The sequence below is a fragment of the Kitasatospora sp. NPDC001225 genome (assembly GCF_053597855.1).
Genome location: NZ_JBSFJC010000004.1, coordinates 39,430 through 54,671, shown reverse-complemented (window position 1 = coordinate 54,671; position 15,242 = coordinate 39,430). Strand labels below are relative to the sequence as shown.

Annotated in this window: 17 protein-coding genes; 10 read left to right on the top strand and 7 right to left on the bottom strand. The window is 74.3% G+C overall.

The genetic code is table 11. The annotated features are described in order from the left end of the window. Positions 1-148: 148 nt before the first annotated feature. Together ACWDCZ_RS02145 and ACWDCZ_RS02140 are read left to right on the top strand one after the other, a co-directional pair. The gene (locus ACWDCZ_RS02145) at positions 149-751 is read left to right on the top strand and encodes a carbonic anhydrase (protein ID WP_449811533.1); all 603 of its coding nucleotides are present in this window, start codon (positions 149-151) and stop codon (positions 749-751) included. Then, the gene (locus ACWDCZ_RS02140; protein ID WP_449814997.1) at positions 748-2,319 is read left to right on the top strand and encodes a SulP family inorganic anion transporter; all 1,572 of its coding nucleotides are present in this window, start codon (positions 748-750) and stop codon (positions 2,317-2,319) included. Before ACWDCZ_RS02145 ends, ACWDCZ_RS02140 begins: the two co-directional genes overlap by 4 nt. Positions 2,320-2,465: 146 nt before the next feature. On the opposite strand, the gene ACWDCZ_RS02135 is transcribed toward ACWDCZ_RS02140, so the two are convergent. Together ACWDCZ_RS02135 and ACWDCZ_RS02130 are read right to left on the bottom strand one after the other, a co-directional pair. Then, complete coding sequence (locus tag ACWDCZ_RS02135; RefSeq protein WP_049653418.1) at positions 2,466-2,855, bottom strand: hypothetical protein; 390 nt, start codon at positions 2,853-2,855, stop codon at positions 2,466-2,468. 133 nt (positions 2,856-2,988) lie between these two features. Then, on the bottom strand, positions 2,989-3,918 hold the full coding sequence (locus ACWDCZ_RS02130) for a LysR family transcriptional regulator (RefSeq protein ID WP_449814996.1): 930 nt from the start codon (positions 3,916-3,918) through the stop codon (positions 2,989-2,991). 98 nt (positions 3,919-4,016) lie between these two features. Here ACWDCZ_RS02130 and ACWDCZ_RS02125 point away from each other — a divergent pair, with 98 nt between their 5' ends. Then, a complete protein-coding gene (locus ACWDCZ_RS02125) occupies positions 4,017-4,508 on the top strand; it encodes a GNAT family N-acetyltransferase (RefSeq protein WP_074004827.1) in 492 nt (163 codons plus the stop codon). A 285-nt stretch (positions 4,509-4,793) separates the two neighbouring features. Then, positions 4,794-5,240 (top strand): tetratricopeptide repeat protein, encoded by a 447-nt coding sequence (locus ACWDCZ_RS02120; RefSeq protein WP_449814995.1) that lies wholly within the window; start codon positions 4,794-4,796, stop codon positions 5,238-5,240. Between the two features lie 270 nt (positions 5,241-5,510). Here the strand turns inward: ACWDCZ_RS02120 and ACWDCZ_RS02115 are convergent, their stop codons facing one another. Continuing rightward, positions 5,511-5,708 carry a hypothetical protein gene (locus ACWDCZ_RS02115; protein ID WP_449814994.1) on the bottom strand — a complete coding sequence of 66 codons (198 nt, stop codon included), beginning with the start codon at positions 5,706-5,708 and terminating at the stop codon, positions 5,511-5,513. A 310-nt stretch (positions 5,709-6,018) separates the two neighbouring features. Here ACWDCZ_RS02115 and ACWDCZ_RS02110 point away from each other — a divergent pair, with 310 nt between their 5' ends. The 3 genes from ACWDCZ_RS02110 (at position 6,019) to ACWDCZ_RS02100 (ending at position 8,162) form a co-directional block, all read left to right on the top strand. Continuing rightward, positions 6,019-6,792 (top strand): methyltransferase domain-containing protein, encoded by a 774-nt coding sequence (locus ACWDCZ_RS02110; RefSeq protein ID WP_449814993.1) that lies wholly within the window; start codon positions 6,019-6,021, stop codon positions 6,790-6,792. Between the two features lie 78 nt (positions 6,793-6,870). Beyond that, on the top strand, positions 6,871-7,527 hold the full coding sequence (locus ACWDCZ_RS02105; protein ID WP_449814992.1) for a TetR/AcrR family transcriptional regulator: 657 nt from the start codon (positions 6,871-6,873) through the stop codon (positions 7,525-7,527). Further along, on the top strand, positions 7,524-8,162 hold the full coding sequence (locus ACWDCZ_RS02100) for a VC0807 family protein (RefSeq protein ID WP_449814991.1): 639 nt from the start codon (positions 7,524-7,526) through the stop codon (positions 8,160-8,162). Before ACWDCZ_RS02105 ends, ACWDCZ_RS02100 begins: the two co-directional genes overlap by 4 nt. A gap of 34 nt (positions 8,163-8,196) precedes the next feature. Here the strand turns inward: ACWDCZ_RS02100 and ACWDCZ_RS02095 are convergent, their stop codons facing one another. From ACWDCZ_RS02095 to ACWDCZ_RS02080, 4 genes are all read right to left on the bottom strand, one after another. Continuing rightward, entirely contained in the window at positions 8,197-9,414 is a 1,218-nt protein-coding gene (locus tag ACWDCZ_RS02095; protein ID WP_449814990.1) for a glycosyltransferase, read from the bottom strand. Then, on the bottom strand, positions 9,411-10,208 hold the full coding sequence (locus ACWDCZ_RS02090) for a MerR family transcriptional regulator (protein ID WP_449814989.1): 798 nt from the start codon (positions 10,206-10,208) through the stop codon (positions 9,411-9,413). The genes ACWDCZ_RS02095 and ACWDCZ_RS02090 overlap by 4 nt, the downstream gene beginning before the upstream one ends. 115 nt (positions 10,209-10,323) lie before the next feature. Next, the gene (locus tag ACWDCZ_RS02085) at positions 10,324-11,439 is read right to left on the bottom strand and encodes a DUF6745 domain-containing protein (protein ID WP_449814988.1); all 1,116 of its coding nucleotides are present in this window, start codon (positions 11,437-11,439) and stop codon (positions 10,324-10,326) included. Positions 11,440-11,567: 128 nt separating this feature from the next. Beyond that, positions 11,568-11,894, bottom strand: a complete 327-nt coding sequence (locus tag ACWDCZ_RS02080; protein ID WP_049652826.1) for a hypothetical protein — start codon at positions 11,892-11,894, stop codon at positions 11,568-11,570. 201 nt (positions 11,895-12,095) lie between these two features. On the opposite strand from ACWDCZ_RS02080, the gene ACWDCZ_RS02075 reads away from it, so the two are divergent. The 3 genes from ACWDCZ_RS02075 (at position 12,096) to ACWDCZ_RS02065 (ending at position 15,238) form a co-directional block, all read left to right on the top strand. Further along, positions 12,096-13,073 (top strand): STM4015 family protein, encoded by a 978-nt coding sequence (locus ACWDCZ_RS02075; RefSeq protein ID WP_388046565.1) that lies wholly within the window; start codon positions 12,096-12,098, stop codon positions 13,071-13,073. Positions 13,074-13,155: 82 nt separating this feature from the next. Then, entirely contained in the window at positions 13,156-14,097 is a 942-nt protein-coding gene (locus ACWDCZ_RS02070) for an STM4015 family protein (protein WP_449814987.1), read from the top strand. Positions 14,098-14,113: 16 nt separating this feature from the next. Next, positions 14,114-15,238, top strand: a complete 1,125-nt coding sequence (locus ACWDCZ_RS02065; RefSeq protein WP_449814986.1) for an STM4014 family protein — start codon at positions 14,114-14,116, stop codon at positions 15,236-15,238. Positions 15,239-15,242 lie beyond the last annotated feature (4 nt).

Genomic DNA, 15,242 nt, shown 5'->3' with positions numbered 1-15,242 from the left:
CGGGCACGCGCGGCCCCGCCATGCCCTCGGCCGGCGATCCGCGGCCCGGACCGGCGCACCGCTCCGCCGCACGCGCGTCAGCCCGCCGCTGCCCCACGACAGCAGCTCCCCGCCCGGCACCACCCGGGCGGGCAGAAGGAGACCTCTCATGCAGTCCCTCGTGACGCACGCCCGCGTCTTCCCGCACCGGCTCGCCACCAGCGGCCACGACCTCGGCCGGCTCTCGGCCGGGCAGGCCCCCGAAGCCCTGTTCATCACCTGCTCCGACTCCCGCGTGGTACCGGCCCTGATCACCGGATCACGCCCCGGGCAGCTGTTCGAGCTGCGCACCGCCGGGAACATCGTCCCCGCCTACGACACCACCGCCCCCAGCGGTGAGGCGGCCACCATCGAGTACGCCGTCGACATCCTCCGGGTCCCCGACATCATCGTCTGCGGGCACTCCCACTGCGGGGCCATCGGTGCCCTCGTCCGGGCCGAGGACCTGGCCCCCGTCCCCGCCGTGCGGACCTGGCTCGAACACGCCGCTCCGCCGACCCGCCACCTCACCCCCGTTCCGGCCCACGACCAGGAGGCGGACGTCGCGGGGCCGGTGCAGCGCAACGTGCTCGCCCAGCTCGACCGGTTGCACACCTACCCGGGCGTGACCCGCCGCCTGGCGGAGGGCACCCTGCGCCTGCACGGCTGGTACTACGAGGTACACACCGGCACCGTCCTGGCCGGCTCGGACCGGGGGTTCCTGCCGCTGTGAACACGCCCGACCGCAACCGCATCCCCGACCGCTCCGGGCTCCGTGGCCGCAACCGGGTTCCCGACGGCTCCGACCGTTCCGCCGCGTCCGCGCCGCGCGGCCCCTTCGCGCACTGGCGCCAGGACCTGCCCGCCTCGCTGGTCGTCTTCCTGGTGGCCGTCCCGCTCTGCGTGGGCGTCGCCGTCGCCTCCGGCGTGCCGGCCGAACGCGGCCTGATCACCGGCATCGTCGGCGGCCTGGTCGTCGGCCTGCTCCCCGGCAGCAGCCTCCAGGTCAGCGGGCCGGCCGCCGGACTGACCGTTCTCGTCTACGACGCCGTCCAGCAGTTCGGGCTCGCCTCCCTGGGGCCCCTCGTCCTCGCCGCCGGGGTCCTCCAGGTCACGATGGGCCTGCTGCGGATGGGCCGCTGGTTCCGCGCGATCTCCCTGTCGGTCGTCCACGGCATGCTCGCCGGGATCGGCCTCATCCTGATCCTCGGCCAGCTGTACGCCGTCTCGGGCCGCTCCGCGCCGGGCACCGGCCCCGCCAAGGTGGCCGGGCTCCCCGCGCTGCTCGGCGACTGGCTGACCGGCCGGGCCGCGATGACCGCCGTCCTCATGACCGCCGCCACGGTGGCCCTGCTGACGTGCTGGAAGAAGCTGCCCGGCCCCGTCCGCGCGGTGCCCGCCCCGCTGGCGGCGGTCGCCCTCGCCGCCGGTGCGACCGCGCTGTTCGACCTGGACGTCCCCAGGGTGGACGTGGACGGCCTGCTCGGCGCCGTCGCCGTCCCGACCGCGGACGGCTTCGGGGCCGTCGCGAGCGCGGCGGGCCTCGGCACCGTGCTCGCGTTCGCCGTCATCGCCTCCGCCGAGAGCCTGTTCAGCGCCGCCGCGGTCGACCAGATGCACGACGGACGCCGCACCGACTACGACCGGGAGCTCACCTCCCAGGGCGTCGGCAACGCCCTGTGCGGGCTGCTCGGCGCGCTGCCGATGACCGCCGTGATCGTCCGCAGCGCCGCCAACGTCCAGGCCGGCGCCCGGACCAGGACCTCCCGCGTCCTGCACGGTGTCTGGCTGCTGCTGTTCGCCGCGCTGCTGCCCGCCGTCCTGGGGCTGATCCCGCTCGCCGTCCTCGGCGGCGTCCTCATCCACGCCGGCGGCAAGCTGATCCCGCTGCGGCAGGGCGCGGCCCTGTGGCGGGCACACCGCGGCGAGGTCGTGGTGCTGACCGCCACCGCCGGCGCGATCGTCGTCACCAACCTCTTCGAGGGCGTACTGCTCGGGGTGGCCCTCGCCGTCGCCAAGAGCGCCTGGCAGACCTCCCGGTTGCACATCGATCTCACCGACGACGGTGACGGTCGACCGCTGCAGGTCCGGCTGAGCGGCAACGCCACCTTCCTGCGGCTGCCCCGCCTGCTGGACACGCTGGAGTCGCTGCCGACGGACCGCGCGGTCGACCTCGACTGGAGCGAACTGCGCCACCTCGACCACGCCTGCCGCAGCGCCCTGCTCACCTGGGCCGACCAGCACACCGCACGGGGCAGCACCGACGTACGGCTGAAGCCGCCACTGGTCATGAGCGCCTGACGATCGGACGGACGGCGGGTGGGCGGGGCGGTTCACGGAGCGCCCCGCCCACCCGCCGACGCGCCCTCGCGGAGCAGCCCGCGGCGGTTCACCGAGCCGACCGTCGACCGCCGCGGTGTCCCGGCCGGCGCCGGCCGGGCGTTCCGCTACCGTCCGGACTCCTCCGCCCCGACCCCGGCGGTGACCTCGGCCAGCTGGTCGAACGTGCGGTTGAGTACCGACCGGCGTTCGTCCTTGTAGCCCGGGGAGGGTTCCAGGTCGTCGACGGTCCGCTCCCAGACGGCCATGAACGCCGCCTTCCAGCCCGTGATCACGTCGGTTTCCGGCAGCTGGTGGACACCGTGGCCGGCCCGCGCCATGACGTGCAGCAGCTCCAGGTTGCACGGCACGGCGACGCCCCAGTACTCGTCCGGTTCGAGCTCGACGGGATCGCCGGCCATCGCCTCGGCGACCTCGGTGACGAGCCGGTCGATGAGGACCGACAGGTGGTCCAGCGCCGTGTCGCTCTCGAAGTTCCCACTGCCCCACGTGCCCACGAGGTCTCCTCTGAAGGGTGCCGCCGTCTGTCCCCGCCATCGAAGCAGGCGGCACTGACACCGCCGGGCGGCCGTCCGGTCGCGGCGACGGCGACAGCGACAGCGCCTTCCGGCGGCCGAGGAGCCGGACCGCTCAACGGGCCCACGCTCCCCCGTCGTTCGACCGTTCACCCCGGCCCGCCACGGATTCGGACACCGCGACGAAGGCCCGCACGAGGGGGCGGTCGTCTCCTCGGCGGGTGGCCAGGAAGACCCGGCTCACGGCGGAGGGCCCGTCGAGTTCGAGGCTCCGGGCACCCTCGGGGAGCAGCGTGGTGACGCCGTGGGGGGCGATGGTGACGCCCAGGCCGGCGGCGACCAGCATGGTGATGGTGTGCCAGTTCGAGCACTCCTGCGCGACCCGGACCTCGTTGCCAGTGTCCCGGATCGGCCGAGTGTTCACGTCGAAGGCGCGGGCCCCCGCCGAGCGCGGGAAGAGGATCAGGGGGTCGGCGGCCAGCGCCGCCGGTTGCACCCGCTCCCCCCTCGCGGCGGGGTGGTCGGCGGGGACGACCGCGACGAACCGTTCCGTCGCCAGGAGCGCGAGGTCGATGTCGTCGCGCTCCTCGGCGTCCCGGACGATCCCGATGTCGGCCGTGCCGCGTTCCAGGGCTGTCAGGACGTCGACGGTGAAGCCGTCGTGGAGCCTGACCTGGACGTCCGGGCGGCGGAGCGAGAAGGCGCGGAGCCGTTCACTGACGATCGCGGTGGCGGAGGTGATGAAGGCGACGTCCAGGCGGCCCGCCTCGCCGCGGCCGACCCGGCCGGCCTCGTCCAGATCGGCGGCCAGCCGGCCCAGGATGTCCCTCGCCCGCGGCCGGAACGTCACTCCGGCGTCCGTGAGGCGGACGCTCCGGGAGGTCCGCCGGAACAGCTCGACACCGACGATCCTCTCCAACTGCCTGATCTGCTGGGACAGGGCCGGCTGGGCGATGTGCAGCAGCCGGGCGGCACGACCGAAGTGCAACTCCTCGGCCAGCGCCAGGAAGTACCGCAGGTGCCGGAGCTCGATTCGCTGATCCATATCTCCAGCCTATGGATGGCGGCCGGCGTACGTATTGGACACCTGGGTGGGCACGGCCGCAGGCTGACGTGGTGCCGTCCAGGGAAGGAACCCGCCCCGTGCCGTACGCCTCAACCCCGCCCGTGGTCTCCTCGATCGCCTCGCCGAGCGACGCCGAGGCGTTCCGCACGCTGAACGAGGAGTGGATCGCGCGACTGTTCACCCTGGAGGAGGCGGACCGAGCCGTGCTCGGGGATCCGTTCGGCCGCATCGTCGACCCGGGCGGCGACGTGCTCCTGGCCCGCGAGCCGGACAGCGGAACCGTCGTGGGCTGCGTGGCGCTCCTGGCCCACCCCGACGCCGTGTTCGAGCTGGCGAAGATGGCCGTGGACCCCGACGCGCAGGGGCGTGGCATCGGCCGCCTGCTCGTGGCCGCCGCGATCGACCGGGCCCGCGAACTCGGCGGGACCAGGCTGTTCCTCGGCACCAACAGCAGGCTGGCCCCCGCCGTCCACCTCTACGAGGACGCCGGGTTCGTCAGGATCACCCGCGACCGGCTCCCGGTGGCCGACTACTACGCCCGCGCCGACATACTGATGGAACTGGGCTGAGGCCCGTGCCGCCCGTCCGTACCGCCTGCGCCTGCACCTGCACCTGCGGTGCGGACGGACGCGTGAACGGAGGAGGTCGGCATGGACGGTGGTCACCACGGTCGTGACGGCGGTGACTCGTGGCCCAGCGGTGTCGTCGTCGGCGGCGGCGGGCCCTTCGGCAGCGGCGGCGGCCGTGGCAGCGGCCCGGCAGCCCACCGGCACGATCACGGCCCGGGGTTCGGGAGCATCGAGGAACGTGACGCGCCCGGTGCGCGCAAAGCACCTCAGGACGGGGGGACGGCCATGGAGTTGCCCGACGGGATTCGTACGGAGATCAGGGCCCTGTGCCAGGAGGGTGATGCGCTGGTCGGACTGGGAGAGTTCGCCGAGGCCAAGCAGCGCTACCTCGAAGCCCTTCGGCTGCTGCCGGGCGACCACCGCGCATGGGCGGCCGCGACCTGGATCTACGTCGCGATCGGAGACGTGCACTTCCGACTGGGCGTCCACGACAGGGCCTACAAGTGCTTCCACAACGCGGTCCAGTGCCCCGACGGACTCGGCAATCCGTACGTCCACCTACGGTTGGGTCAGACCGCCTTCGAGCTGGGCGACCACGACCGCGCCGCGGACGAGCTGATCAGGGCCTTCATGGGAGGCGGGCCCGAGATCTTCGAGGAGGACGACCCCAAGTACCTCGGGTTCCTGCGGACTCGGGCCGACCTGAACCGCTCGGGCGCTGTCACCTCCTGACAGCCTGCCACCGGGCGAGCCACCCGGAACCCCATCCATGACCGCCCGGGGCCGGGCAGGTACCACGACGTCGAGCCCGGTCCGAGCCCCGCTGCGGCCGCTACGCGCCCGGGTCGACGCCGTCGGCAGCTCCTCGAACCTGGGCCGGCCGCCGCCCGATCTCGCCTGGCACCCGGGCCCGGTGGGCCCGGCGTCGGCCGGCCCCACCGGCTCACGGTCCGACGCTTCCTGCTACGCGGTCAGCTCATCAGCACGCTGAACGCCCTCCCGCTACGCATGCTCGGCAGCCCCCGCGCCCAGCGGGTTCAGCAACCACGTGGCGCGGTCCGGGTTGGGCGACCAGGGCTCGGTGGCGACGAGCACGGACGGGCGCCCGTCCAGCCGCCCGGTGCCCGCGAGCACGTCGCCGTCACCGGTCTGGACGTCCAGGGTCCCTGCCGCCGTGCCCAGCCGCCCGACTGGCACCACCGATAGCCCGCCCGGGGCCTCCCGGCCAGGAGAAGTCCCAACCGTCCACGGACACGGCCTCGACCTGGGCCTCGACGACCAGCTGGCCGAAGGCGCACTCGTCCGCATCGGTCCGCATCACGGCGGCGTAGGCGCCGTCCTGCCGGTGGATCGGCCAGCCGTCCAGCGGCCCCGTTCCCCGCTCCCCGCCTCTCGGCGGTTCCGTGACGGCCCCGAAAAACGGGTACTCACCGCCGGTACGGCCGCGCCATGATGGCGCCGCGGCGAACAGTTGCCGCTCCCGCCGACGCCCCCTGGAGGTCCTGACACCATGAGCCAGTCCGCCCTCGGCCGCTTCTACGACGATTTCGCCGACGACTACCACCTCCTCTACACCGACTGGAACGCCTCGCTCGCCCGTCAGGGCTCCGCGCTGGACGCCGTGGTCCGCGCGGCTCTCGGCGACGGCCCCGCCGAGGTGCTGGACTGCGCCTGCGGCATCGGCACCCAGGCGATCGGCCTGGCCGCCCTCGGCCACCGCGTCACCGGCACCGACCTCAGCCCGGTCGCCGCCGCCCGCGCCACCGCCGAGGCCGCCGGGCGCGGCCTCCGGCTGCCCACCGCCGCCGCCGACATGCGAGAACTCCCCTTCCCGGACGGCCGGTTCGACGTCGTCGTCTGCGCCGACAACGCGCTGCCCCACCTGCTCACGGCCGAGGACGTCCGCGCCGCGCTCGGTGAGATGCGACGGGTCCTGCGCCCGGGCGGACTACTCCTGGTCACCACCCGCCCGTACGACGAGCTGCGCCGCACCCGGCCCGCCTCCACTCCGCCGCAGACCGCCGAGCACGGCGGCCGACGGTCGGTCCTCTTCCAGCTCTGGCAGTGGCACGAGGACGGCGAGCGGTACGACCTGGAGCTCTTCCGGCTGCTGCCGGACGAGGCCGACGAGTGGCGGGTCGCAGTCCGCCGCTCCACGTACTGGGCGCTCACCCAGGACGAGCTGAGCGCCTTCGCCGCCGAGGCCGGCCTGGCCGGCATCCGCTGGGAGCAGCCCGCCGACACCGGCTTCTTCCAGCCCGTCCTGATCGCCCGGACGCCCTGACCTGCGCGGACGCAACGGCCTGCCGTGGCAGGGCCCTTTTGCGCCTCCACTTTTGCCGATCCATGTTAATTTTTACTCATGCGAGTAAATCCTGACTCCTCTCCTGACGCCCCCGCCTCCGGCCGGAGCGTCACCACTGATGCCCGACGCGCCCAGATCGTCGCCGCCGCGATCGGGACCGTCGCCGAACTCGGCTACGCCCGGGCCTCGTTCGCGCAGATCGCCAAGCGGGCGAAGCTCTCCAGCGTGCGGCTGATCTCGTACCACTTCCAGGACAAGGAAGACCTCTTCCAGGCCCTCGTCGACTCCGTCCAGGAGTCGGCGCAGGCCTTCATGCAGCCGCGCATCCATGCCAGGTCCGCGCCCGCCGCGCAGCTGGCCGCCTACATCGAGGCGAACCTGGAGTTCCTGGCGGAACACCCGGTCGAGGTACGGGCGCTGGTGGACGTCCTCGCCAACGCCCGCCGGGAGGACGGCAGCCCGCTGGTCAGCTCCGCCGGCTTCGACACCCCCGTCTCGCTGCTGGTCCGACACCTGCGGGACGGACAGCTCAGCGGTGACTTCCGGCCGTTCGACCCCGAGGCGATGGCCCTGGCGATCCGCGCCTCGATCGATGCGGCCGCCAACCGGCTGTCCGCCGGGGACGACTTCGACGTCCGCGCCTACGGGCGCGAGCTGGTCACCCTCTTCGCCCTCGCGACGGGGACCGAGGCCGGGACCGAGGAGACGAAGTGACCCTCCACGCCGCCCCGCGCCGAACCGCCCTCCTCTTACCCCTGCTGATCGATCTCGTCCTCCCTCTCGCCGTCTACTACAGGCTGCGCTCGGCAGGCGCGGACCAGTGGTGGGCCCTGCTGTGGTCCGCCGCCGTACCCGCGGTCACCGTGGTGGTACGGCTGGTCCGAACCCGCCGCGTCGACTTCCTGGCCCTGCTGATCCTCAGCATGATCGCCCTCGGTCTGGTGCTCTCGGTTCTCACCGGGGACGCCCGCACCCTGCTGATCCGCGAGGCCTGGACGGGCATGCTCGGCGGGCTCCTCGGGATCTGGCTGCTGGCCTCCGTCGGCTACGGGCGTCCGGCTCTGATGGTGGTCTTCCGCTCCTTCGTGCAGGCCAAGGCGGGCGAGGACGGGCTGCGTGCCTGGGAGGCACGCTGGGAGCAGGACTCCGCGTTCCGTCACGGCGTCCGGGTGCTCACCGCGGTCTGGGGCACTGCCAGCCTGCTCAACGCCCTTGCCCAACTGGCCTTCGCTTACCTCCTTCCCATCGACACCGCCCCGGCGGCCATGAACCTGTGCTGGCCGGTGATCGCCGCGCCGCTGCTCGTCTTCCACCTCCGGTACACCAAGCGCCACGGCCTGCGGGCCTGACCGGAACGGGGCCGGGCCGTCCGCGCTTCCTCCGCTACCCGCCCAACGCCACCACCGCCTCCGCGACCCGGCCCGCGCCGTCCTCCTTCGCCAGGGCGCGGGCCGCCTCCTGCGCCCGTTCCCGCAGTCGCCGCTCCTCGACGGCCTGACGGATGGCCTGCGCCAGCCGGTCGGCGGTCAGGTCGGCGAACCGGACGGGAGCGGTGGCGGCACCGAGCCGGCGGAGCCGGTCGGCCCAGAACGGCTGGTCCGCCGTCACCGGGACCGGGACGCTCGGCACACCCGCGCGCAGCGTCGCAGCCGCCGTGCCCGCACCCGCGTGGTGCACGACCGCCGCCATGCGCGGGAAGAGCCGGGCGTGCGGCAGTTCGCCGACCGTCAGCACGTCGTCGCCCTCCCCGGCGATCCCGGCCCAGCCGGCCTGCACCACGCCCCGGACTCCCGCCCGCCGCAGGGCCTCCACCGCCAGGGCGCTCAGCCGCTCGCCCTGCCCCGCCGCCATGCTGCCGAAGCCGATGAACACCGGCGGCGGCCCGGCCCGCAGGAAGTCCTCGACCTCGGCCGGGAGGCCGTAGTCCTCCGCCACGTACGGCCACCAGTTGCCGACCACCCGCAGCCCCTGCCGCCAGTCGGCCGGGCGCGGTACGAGGGTCGGGCTGAAGCCGTGCAGCACCGGCCAGTGCGCCCGCTCCACGGCCCGCCGGCGCGCGGTCTGGGAGAACGCCGGGAGGCCCAGCCGCGACCGCAGCCGGTGTGCGGCCCTGGTGTGCAGGCGGTCGACGACCCGTTGGCCGAGCGCTCCCGCCGTCCGGTTGCCCCAGCTCCCCAGCGAGCGGCCGCCCCCGACGACCGGCGGGAACTCCCGCGTCGGCAGCGTGGGTTGCAGGTAGACCCCGATGCTGGGGACGCCCATCGCCTCCGCGAGGTGCCAGCCCAGCGGCGCGGTGGTGGTGCTCAGCAGGAGCAGATCGGCTCCGGGTGCGGCAGCGTCCGCGAGCCCGTCACCCAGTTTCCCGATGAACGCCGCGGCCCGCGCGAGCAGTTCGGAGCGCCCGCCCGTCGGACCGGTGCCCGCCCCGCGCGGATCGACCGGGAGCGGGCGGAAGTCGAGGCCGCTGCCGGCCACCAGCTCGCGGAAGGTCTCGGGCGCCGCGAGCGCGACCTCGTGCCCCGCACCGCGCAGGTACGCCCCGAGACCGGTGTAGGGGGCGACGTCGCCGTGCGATCCGGCGGCCGTGACGAGGATTCTCATCGAGCCTCCTCCTCGGGGTCGCTCCCGCTGTGCCGCTCGGCGTTGGCGCCGATCGCCGCACGCAGGTAGCCGGCCAACCCCGGGCGCTGCTCGGCCGGCGGGACGACGAGGGCGAAGGCACGGGCGTCCGCCTCGTAGTCGTCGGCGATCCGGCAGTGCATCTCCGGCGGGCAGGGCGTGAACCACCGGGTGATGTGCTTCCGGTGCTGCTCGGCGAGGTCCAGCACCGTCCGGTGGTCGACCGGCAGTGCCCGGTCGAAGGCCTCCAGCAGTCGGCCGCGCCACTCCGCGGCCTCCGCCATCAGCTGCCGCCAGTCCTCCTTGGAGTGGGTGGCGGCGCGGGCCAGGGCCTCCTGGTGGCTGTCCCGCTCGCCCCACTTGAGGTGGGCGTCGGCCGCGTAGCTGAGGTCGAAGACGACGTCCCCGAAAACCTCGAAGCGCTCCTCCGGACTCAGCTCGACCCCGGTGCGCTGGACCTCGATGGCCCGCTCGGCGACGTCGACCAGCTTCTGCAGCCGGGCGATCTGCTCGGTGAGGGCGTGTCGTCTCGACAGCAGGTGGTCGAGGGCGTTGGCCTGCGGGTCCGCCAGGATGTCGGCGATCTCGTCGAGCGGGAACCCGAGTTCCCGGTAGAACAGGATCTGCTGGAGCCTGGCGAGGTCCGCGCCGTTGTAGAGCCGGTAGCCGGCCGGGCTTCGCTCACTGGGCGTGAGCAGCCCGGACCGGTCGTAGTAGTGCAGGGTCCGGATCGTGACCCCGGCGAAGCCGGAGACCTGGCCCACCGACCAGCTCATGCGTCCCTCCGATCATCCGTGCGTTCGCTGCGCCCCCACCGTGCGGCCTGACGTGGGGTAAGGGTCAACACGCGCAGCTCAGGGGCCTGCTCCGGATGCCGGGCGGCGTCCTCGGTCAGGTCTCGCGCTGCGGGTGGTAGGCGGTCTCGGGTATGCCGAAGGTCCAGGCGACCCCGGCTCGCGCGGTGCGGGTGCTCGGGGGGACGCGCAGCCAGTAGGTGCGGTGGGTGCCGTCCGGCTCGGGCGTGGAGTTGACCACCTCGACCATCACCACCGGCTCGTCGTCGGGCAGGACGATCCGCCAGAGCACGCCGGTCTCGTCCCGGTGGACGGGCTCGGCACCGGAGTCGGCCAAGTAGCGCTCGTAGCCGTAGTGCTCCAGCAGGACGCGGCGCAGCTCGGCGTTCTCCTCGGTGCGGATCCGCTCGGCCGTCACCTCGGCCAGGCCGGCCAGGAACTCCGGCGGGACGGGCATGCCGCGCCAGGCGTGCAGGGCGAAGCCGTCGGCGTACTCCAGGGCGGGCCCGTCCGCCCGGTCGAGCCGCCCGGCCTCGTCGCGGTGCAGGCCGGTCGGCCGTTCGCTGAGCAGGGCCACGTCCCGGTACGGCCACCACCAGCCGACCTCCCGGGCCAGCTCGGCCAGTGGTGTGGCGGCGGCGCTCGCCCCGGCGGCCTCGAAGGCGGCGAACCACGGCGCGTCGTGCTGGCCGCGCACGGCGTCCAGCAGGGCGAGCCGGACGGTGGTGCGACGGGCCCGGGCCTCCTCGGCCACGGCGGCGTCGGCCTCCCGGTCGGCCTCGGGGGCGAGCCGGTCGAGCACCGCGTTGCGCAGCCGGTCGGCGAGCGGGGTGGTGACCGGGCCGAGCTCGCCCCCGGTGAGCGCCCAGTGGCCCGCCCACCCGGCGGCGCCGACCTGCTCGACGGCCCGCCGCCTGGCCTCCTCCCAGGGCTTGGTGCGCACGGCCTCGCGCACACTCTCCGCCCCGGCGGCCCGCAGCTCCAGCGCCGCCCCGGTCGCGGCGAGCGGCGAGCCGAACCACCGGATCGCCGCGGGCTCGGGCAGCCCGGCCGCCCGGTAGGCGGCCCGGACGGCGCGCTCGGCCGCCGCCCGGTCGCCCGCTCCGGTGGCCGCCGCGGCCGCCCGCCAGCGGGCCGTCACCTCGACCGGCCCGGGCAGCTCCCGCGCCTGCGCCCGGTCGCCGTGGACCTCGTCGTGGATCACCGTCTCCATCCCTGCTCCGTTCCCGGCCGGGCTCCCCGCCCGGCCGTCCGTTCCCGTTCCGTGCCGCGGCCACGGCCGCGCTCCACCCTCGTGTCCGCACCCGCCCGCCAACCCCCGTACGGCGGGCGGAGCGGTCGTCAGTCCGCGACCATCCGCACCGCACCCGGCACGTACTCGCGCTGGCGGACCACCCGGTACCAGCCCTTGGGCAGCGGTATCGCCGCGTGCTCCTCGTGCACCACCCGGCCGCCCTCGGGCAGGTGCAGCCAGCCCGCGCCGAACGGCCCGGTCTCCCGGCGCAGCTCTCCGGGGCCGACCACGGCGTGCGCGTGCCCGGTGACCTCACCGAGCGCGAGCACCATCCGGCCTCGCGCGTCCCGGGGCTGCACGGCCAGCTCCACCACCCTCGGCGGCACCGCGCCCTCCTCTACCGGCACGATCAGCACATCGCCCTGGCGGTACATCAGTCCTCCCTCGCCGTACGGAGGGGCTCCGGCGGACGCCGGAACCCATGGCTCCGCCGCGTCCGCCGCGGTCACTCTCCGGAGCCAGGACCCGAACATAGAGCAAGGGTCTGACAACGCGCCCGGGCGGCGACCCGGCCGCCGGATTGTCAGTCCCGGCTGGTAGACAGTTGTTCGGCCCCGACCCCAGAGGAGCAGCGCATGACTGTCAACGACCACATCGAGCGGTTCCACGGCCTTCCCGTCTTCGACTTCGTCGAGGCCTTGGAGGAGGCCGAGGAGAAGGGCGGATCGGGCGCCCTCGAACTGCCGGACGCGGCCTCGGCCGCCTGGCGGGTCAAGCTCGACTACGAGTCCGAGGCGACGTTCGCCGAACGCTGGGAGCAGTTCCTCGGCGCCGTCGACACCGAGCGGGTCACCGCCCTGGTGATCGGCCAGTGGTCCCCGGAGGAGCCGGAGGGCTTCCAGGAGCCGATGGAGGCGATCGTCGCCGCCGCCGGCCGGCTGCCCGCCCTGCGCGCCCTGTTCGTCGGCGACATCACCTTCGAGGAGTGCGAGATCTCCTGGATCCAGCAGTGCGACATCACGCCGCTGCTGACGGCCTTCCCGCGGCTGGCCGAGCTGGTGGTCCGCGGGGCCTCGCAGGACTGGGACGGCAAGGGCGGTCTGGCCCTGAAGCCGCTGCGGCACGAGGCGCTCGAGGCGCTGCGCTTCGAGGCCGGCGGCCTGCCGGGCTCGGTCGTGCGCTCGGTGGCCGGCTGTGACTTCCCCGCCCTGGAGCGGCTGGAGCTCTGGCTGGGCGTGGACAACTACGGCGGCGACGCGACGATGGCCGACGTCGCGCTGTTCCTGGACGGCACCCGCTTCCCCAAGCTGCGCCACCTCGGCCTCCAGAACAGCGAGTTCCAGGACGACATCGCGGCCGCCGTGGCACACGCGCCCGTCGTCGCCCGGCTGGAGTCGCTCAGGCTCTCCATGGGTGTGCTGACCGACCAGGGCGCCACCGCACTGCTGGAGGGCCAGCCCCTCACCCACCTGCGCTCCCTCGACCTGCACCACCACTACCTCACCGAGGAGATGCAGCAGCGCCTGCGTCAGGCCCTGGCCGGTGTCGAGGTCGACCTCTCCGAGCCCGGCAAGCCCGACGACCAGTGGCGCTACGTGGCCGTGGCCGAGTAGTCGTCAACGCCCCGCGCCCGCCTGATCGCCCGACAGCCCGACCGCCCGCGTACTCGCCCACCCCGACCGACCAGGATCCGACATGTCCATCTCCCGCCACATCGAACGCTTCCACGAGCTGCCGATCCACGAGTTCGCCCCCGACGACACCCGGCCGCGGCCCGCCGCCGACAGCGTCGCCTGGCGGCTCGCCCTCGCGTACCGCTCCGAGCAGGACTTCGCCCAGCTCTGGCAGTCCTTCCTCCAGGACGTCGATCCGGCGAGCGTCCGTGCCCTGGTGATCGGTCCCTGGTGGAACGGGGCCGAGGGCTACGGCTCCATCGGCCCGGTGATCGAGGCCCTCACGGCCGAAGCCGGGCGCCTGCCCGCCCTGGAGGCGCTGTTCCTCGCCGAGGTGACCTACGACGAGTGCGAGGTCTCCTGGCTGGTGATGGACGACGTCACCCCGCTGCTGGCCGCCTTCCCCGCGCTGAAGTCGCTGGCCGTGCGCGGCGGTACGGACCTCGGCCTGGATCCGGTCCGTCACGACGCCCTGACCAGCCTGCGCTTCGAGTCCGGCGGACTGCCGGCCACCGTGGTGCGCGCGGTGGCCGCCTCCGAGCTGCCCGCACTGGAGCGTCTGGGCCTCTGGCTCGGCGTGGACGAGTACGGCGGTGACGCCACGATGGACGACCTGGCGCCGTTCCTGGACGGCTCCCGGCTGCCGGAGCTGCGCCACCTCGGGCTGGCCAACAGCGAGTTCCAGGACGAGATCGCCGCCGCCCTCGCCCACGCCCCGATAGTGGCCCGGTTGGAGTCGCTCGACCTCTCCATGGGCGTGCTGACGGACGAGGGCGCCACCGCCCTGCTGGAGGGCCAGCCCCTCACCCACCTGAACTCCCTCGACCTGCACCACCACTACCTGAGCGACGCGATGCAGGAGCGTCTGTCCGAGGCCCTGCCCGGGGTCGGGCTCGACCTCGACGAGGCCGAGGGTGACGACCCGGACGACGAGGACGACCGCTACGTCTCGGTCTCCGAGTAGGCGGGCGGCGGAGGCGATGACCGTGCGACTGACCGTCCTGGGCAACCCGGGGCACCGACGGGTGACGCTGTTCGCGGCCGCCGCCCGGGCCGCCGGGCTGCCCGAGCCCGCCGTCCTGCCCTGGCTGGACGTGCTGCGCGGCCGGTACCGGCTGCCCGAGGGCGGTCTGCTGCGCATAGAGTCGCCCGGCGAGGAGCCGGAGGTCGACCGGCTGCTGCGCGGCCAGGCGCTCGGCCCCGGCTACGCCCCGACCAGGGTCGAGGGCACGGCCGTCTGGTACGCGGGGGTCATGGCCGCGCTGCGCGGGCTGGCCGCCCGGCCCGGCGTACGGCTGCTCGGCGATCCGGAGGAGATCGCCGTGATGTTCGACAAGCGCCGTACCCACGCGCTGCTCGCCGGGGCCGGGGTGCCGGTGCCCAGGGCGCTCGGCGGCGAGGTCACCGGCTGGGAGCACCTGCGCGGGCGCCTCGCCGAGGCCGGCCTGCACCGGGTCTTCGTCAAGCCGGCGCACGGCTCCTCCGCCTCCGGGGTGATGGCCCTGGAGTTCGGACCGCGCGGGCAGCTGCAGGCCACCACCTCGGTGGAGCTGGCCGACGGCCGGCTCCACAACTCGCTGCGGGTGCGCCGCTACCGCGGCGAGCGGGAGGTCGCCGCGATCGTCGACGGCCTGGCACCGGACGGGCTGCACGTCGAGCAGTGGATCCCGAAGGCCTCGCAGTCCGGGCGCGCGGCGGACCTGCGGGTCGTGGTGGTCTCCGGCCGCGCCACCCACGCCGTGGTGCGCACCAGCGGCCAGCCGATGACCAACCTGCACCTCGGCGGCGCCCGCGGCAGCCTCGACCAGGCCCGGGAGGCCGCCGGGCCTGCCTGGCCGGCCCTGCTGGAGACGGCCGAGCGCGCGGCGGCCTGCTTCCCCGGATCACCGATGGTCGGCGTCGACGTGCTGCCCACGACCGGCTGGCGGCGCGCCCTGGTCGGCGAGGTGAACGCCTTCGGCGACCTGCTCCCCAACCTCACCGGCCTGCCCGGCGGCCCCGCCGAGGGCCTCGACACCTACGGCGCCCAACTGGCCGCGCTGACCGCCCCCTCCCCGTCGTCGCCCGCGGCGACGGACCACCAGATCACGGAACCCGCTCGATGAACCA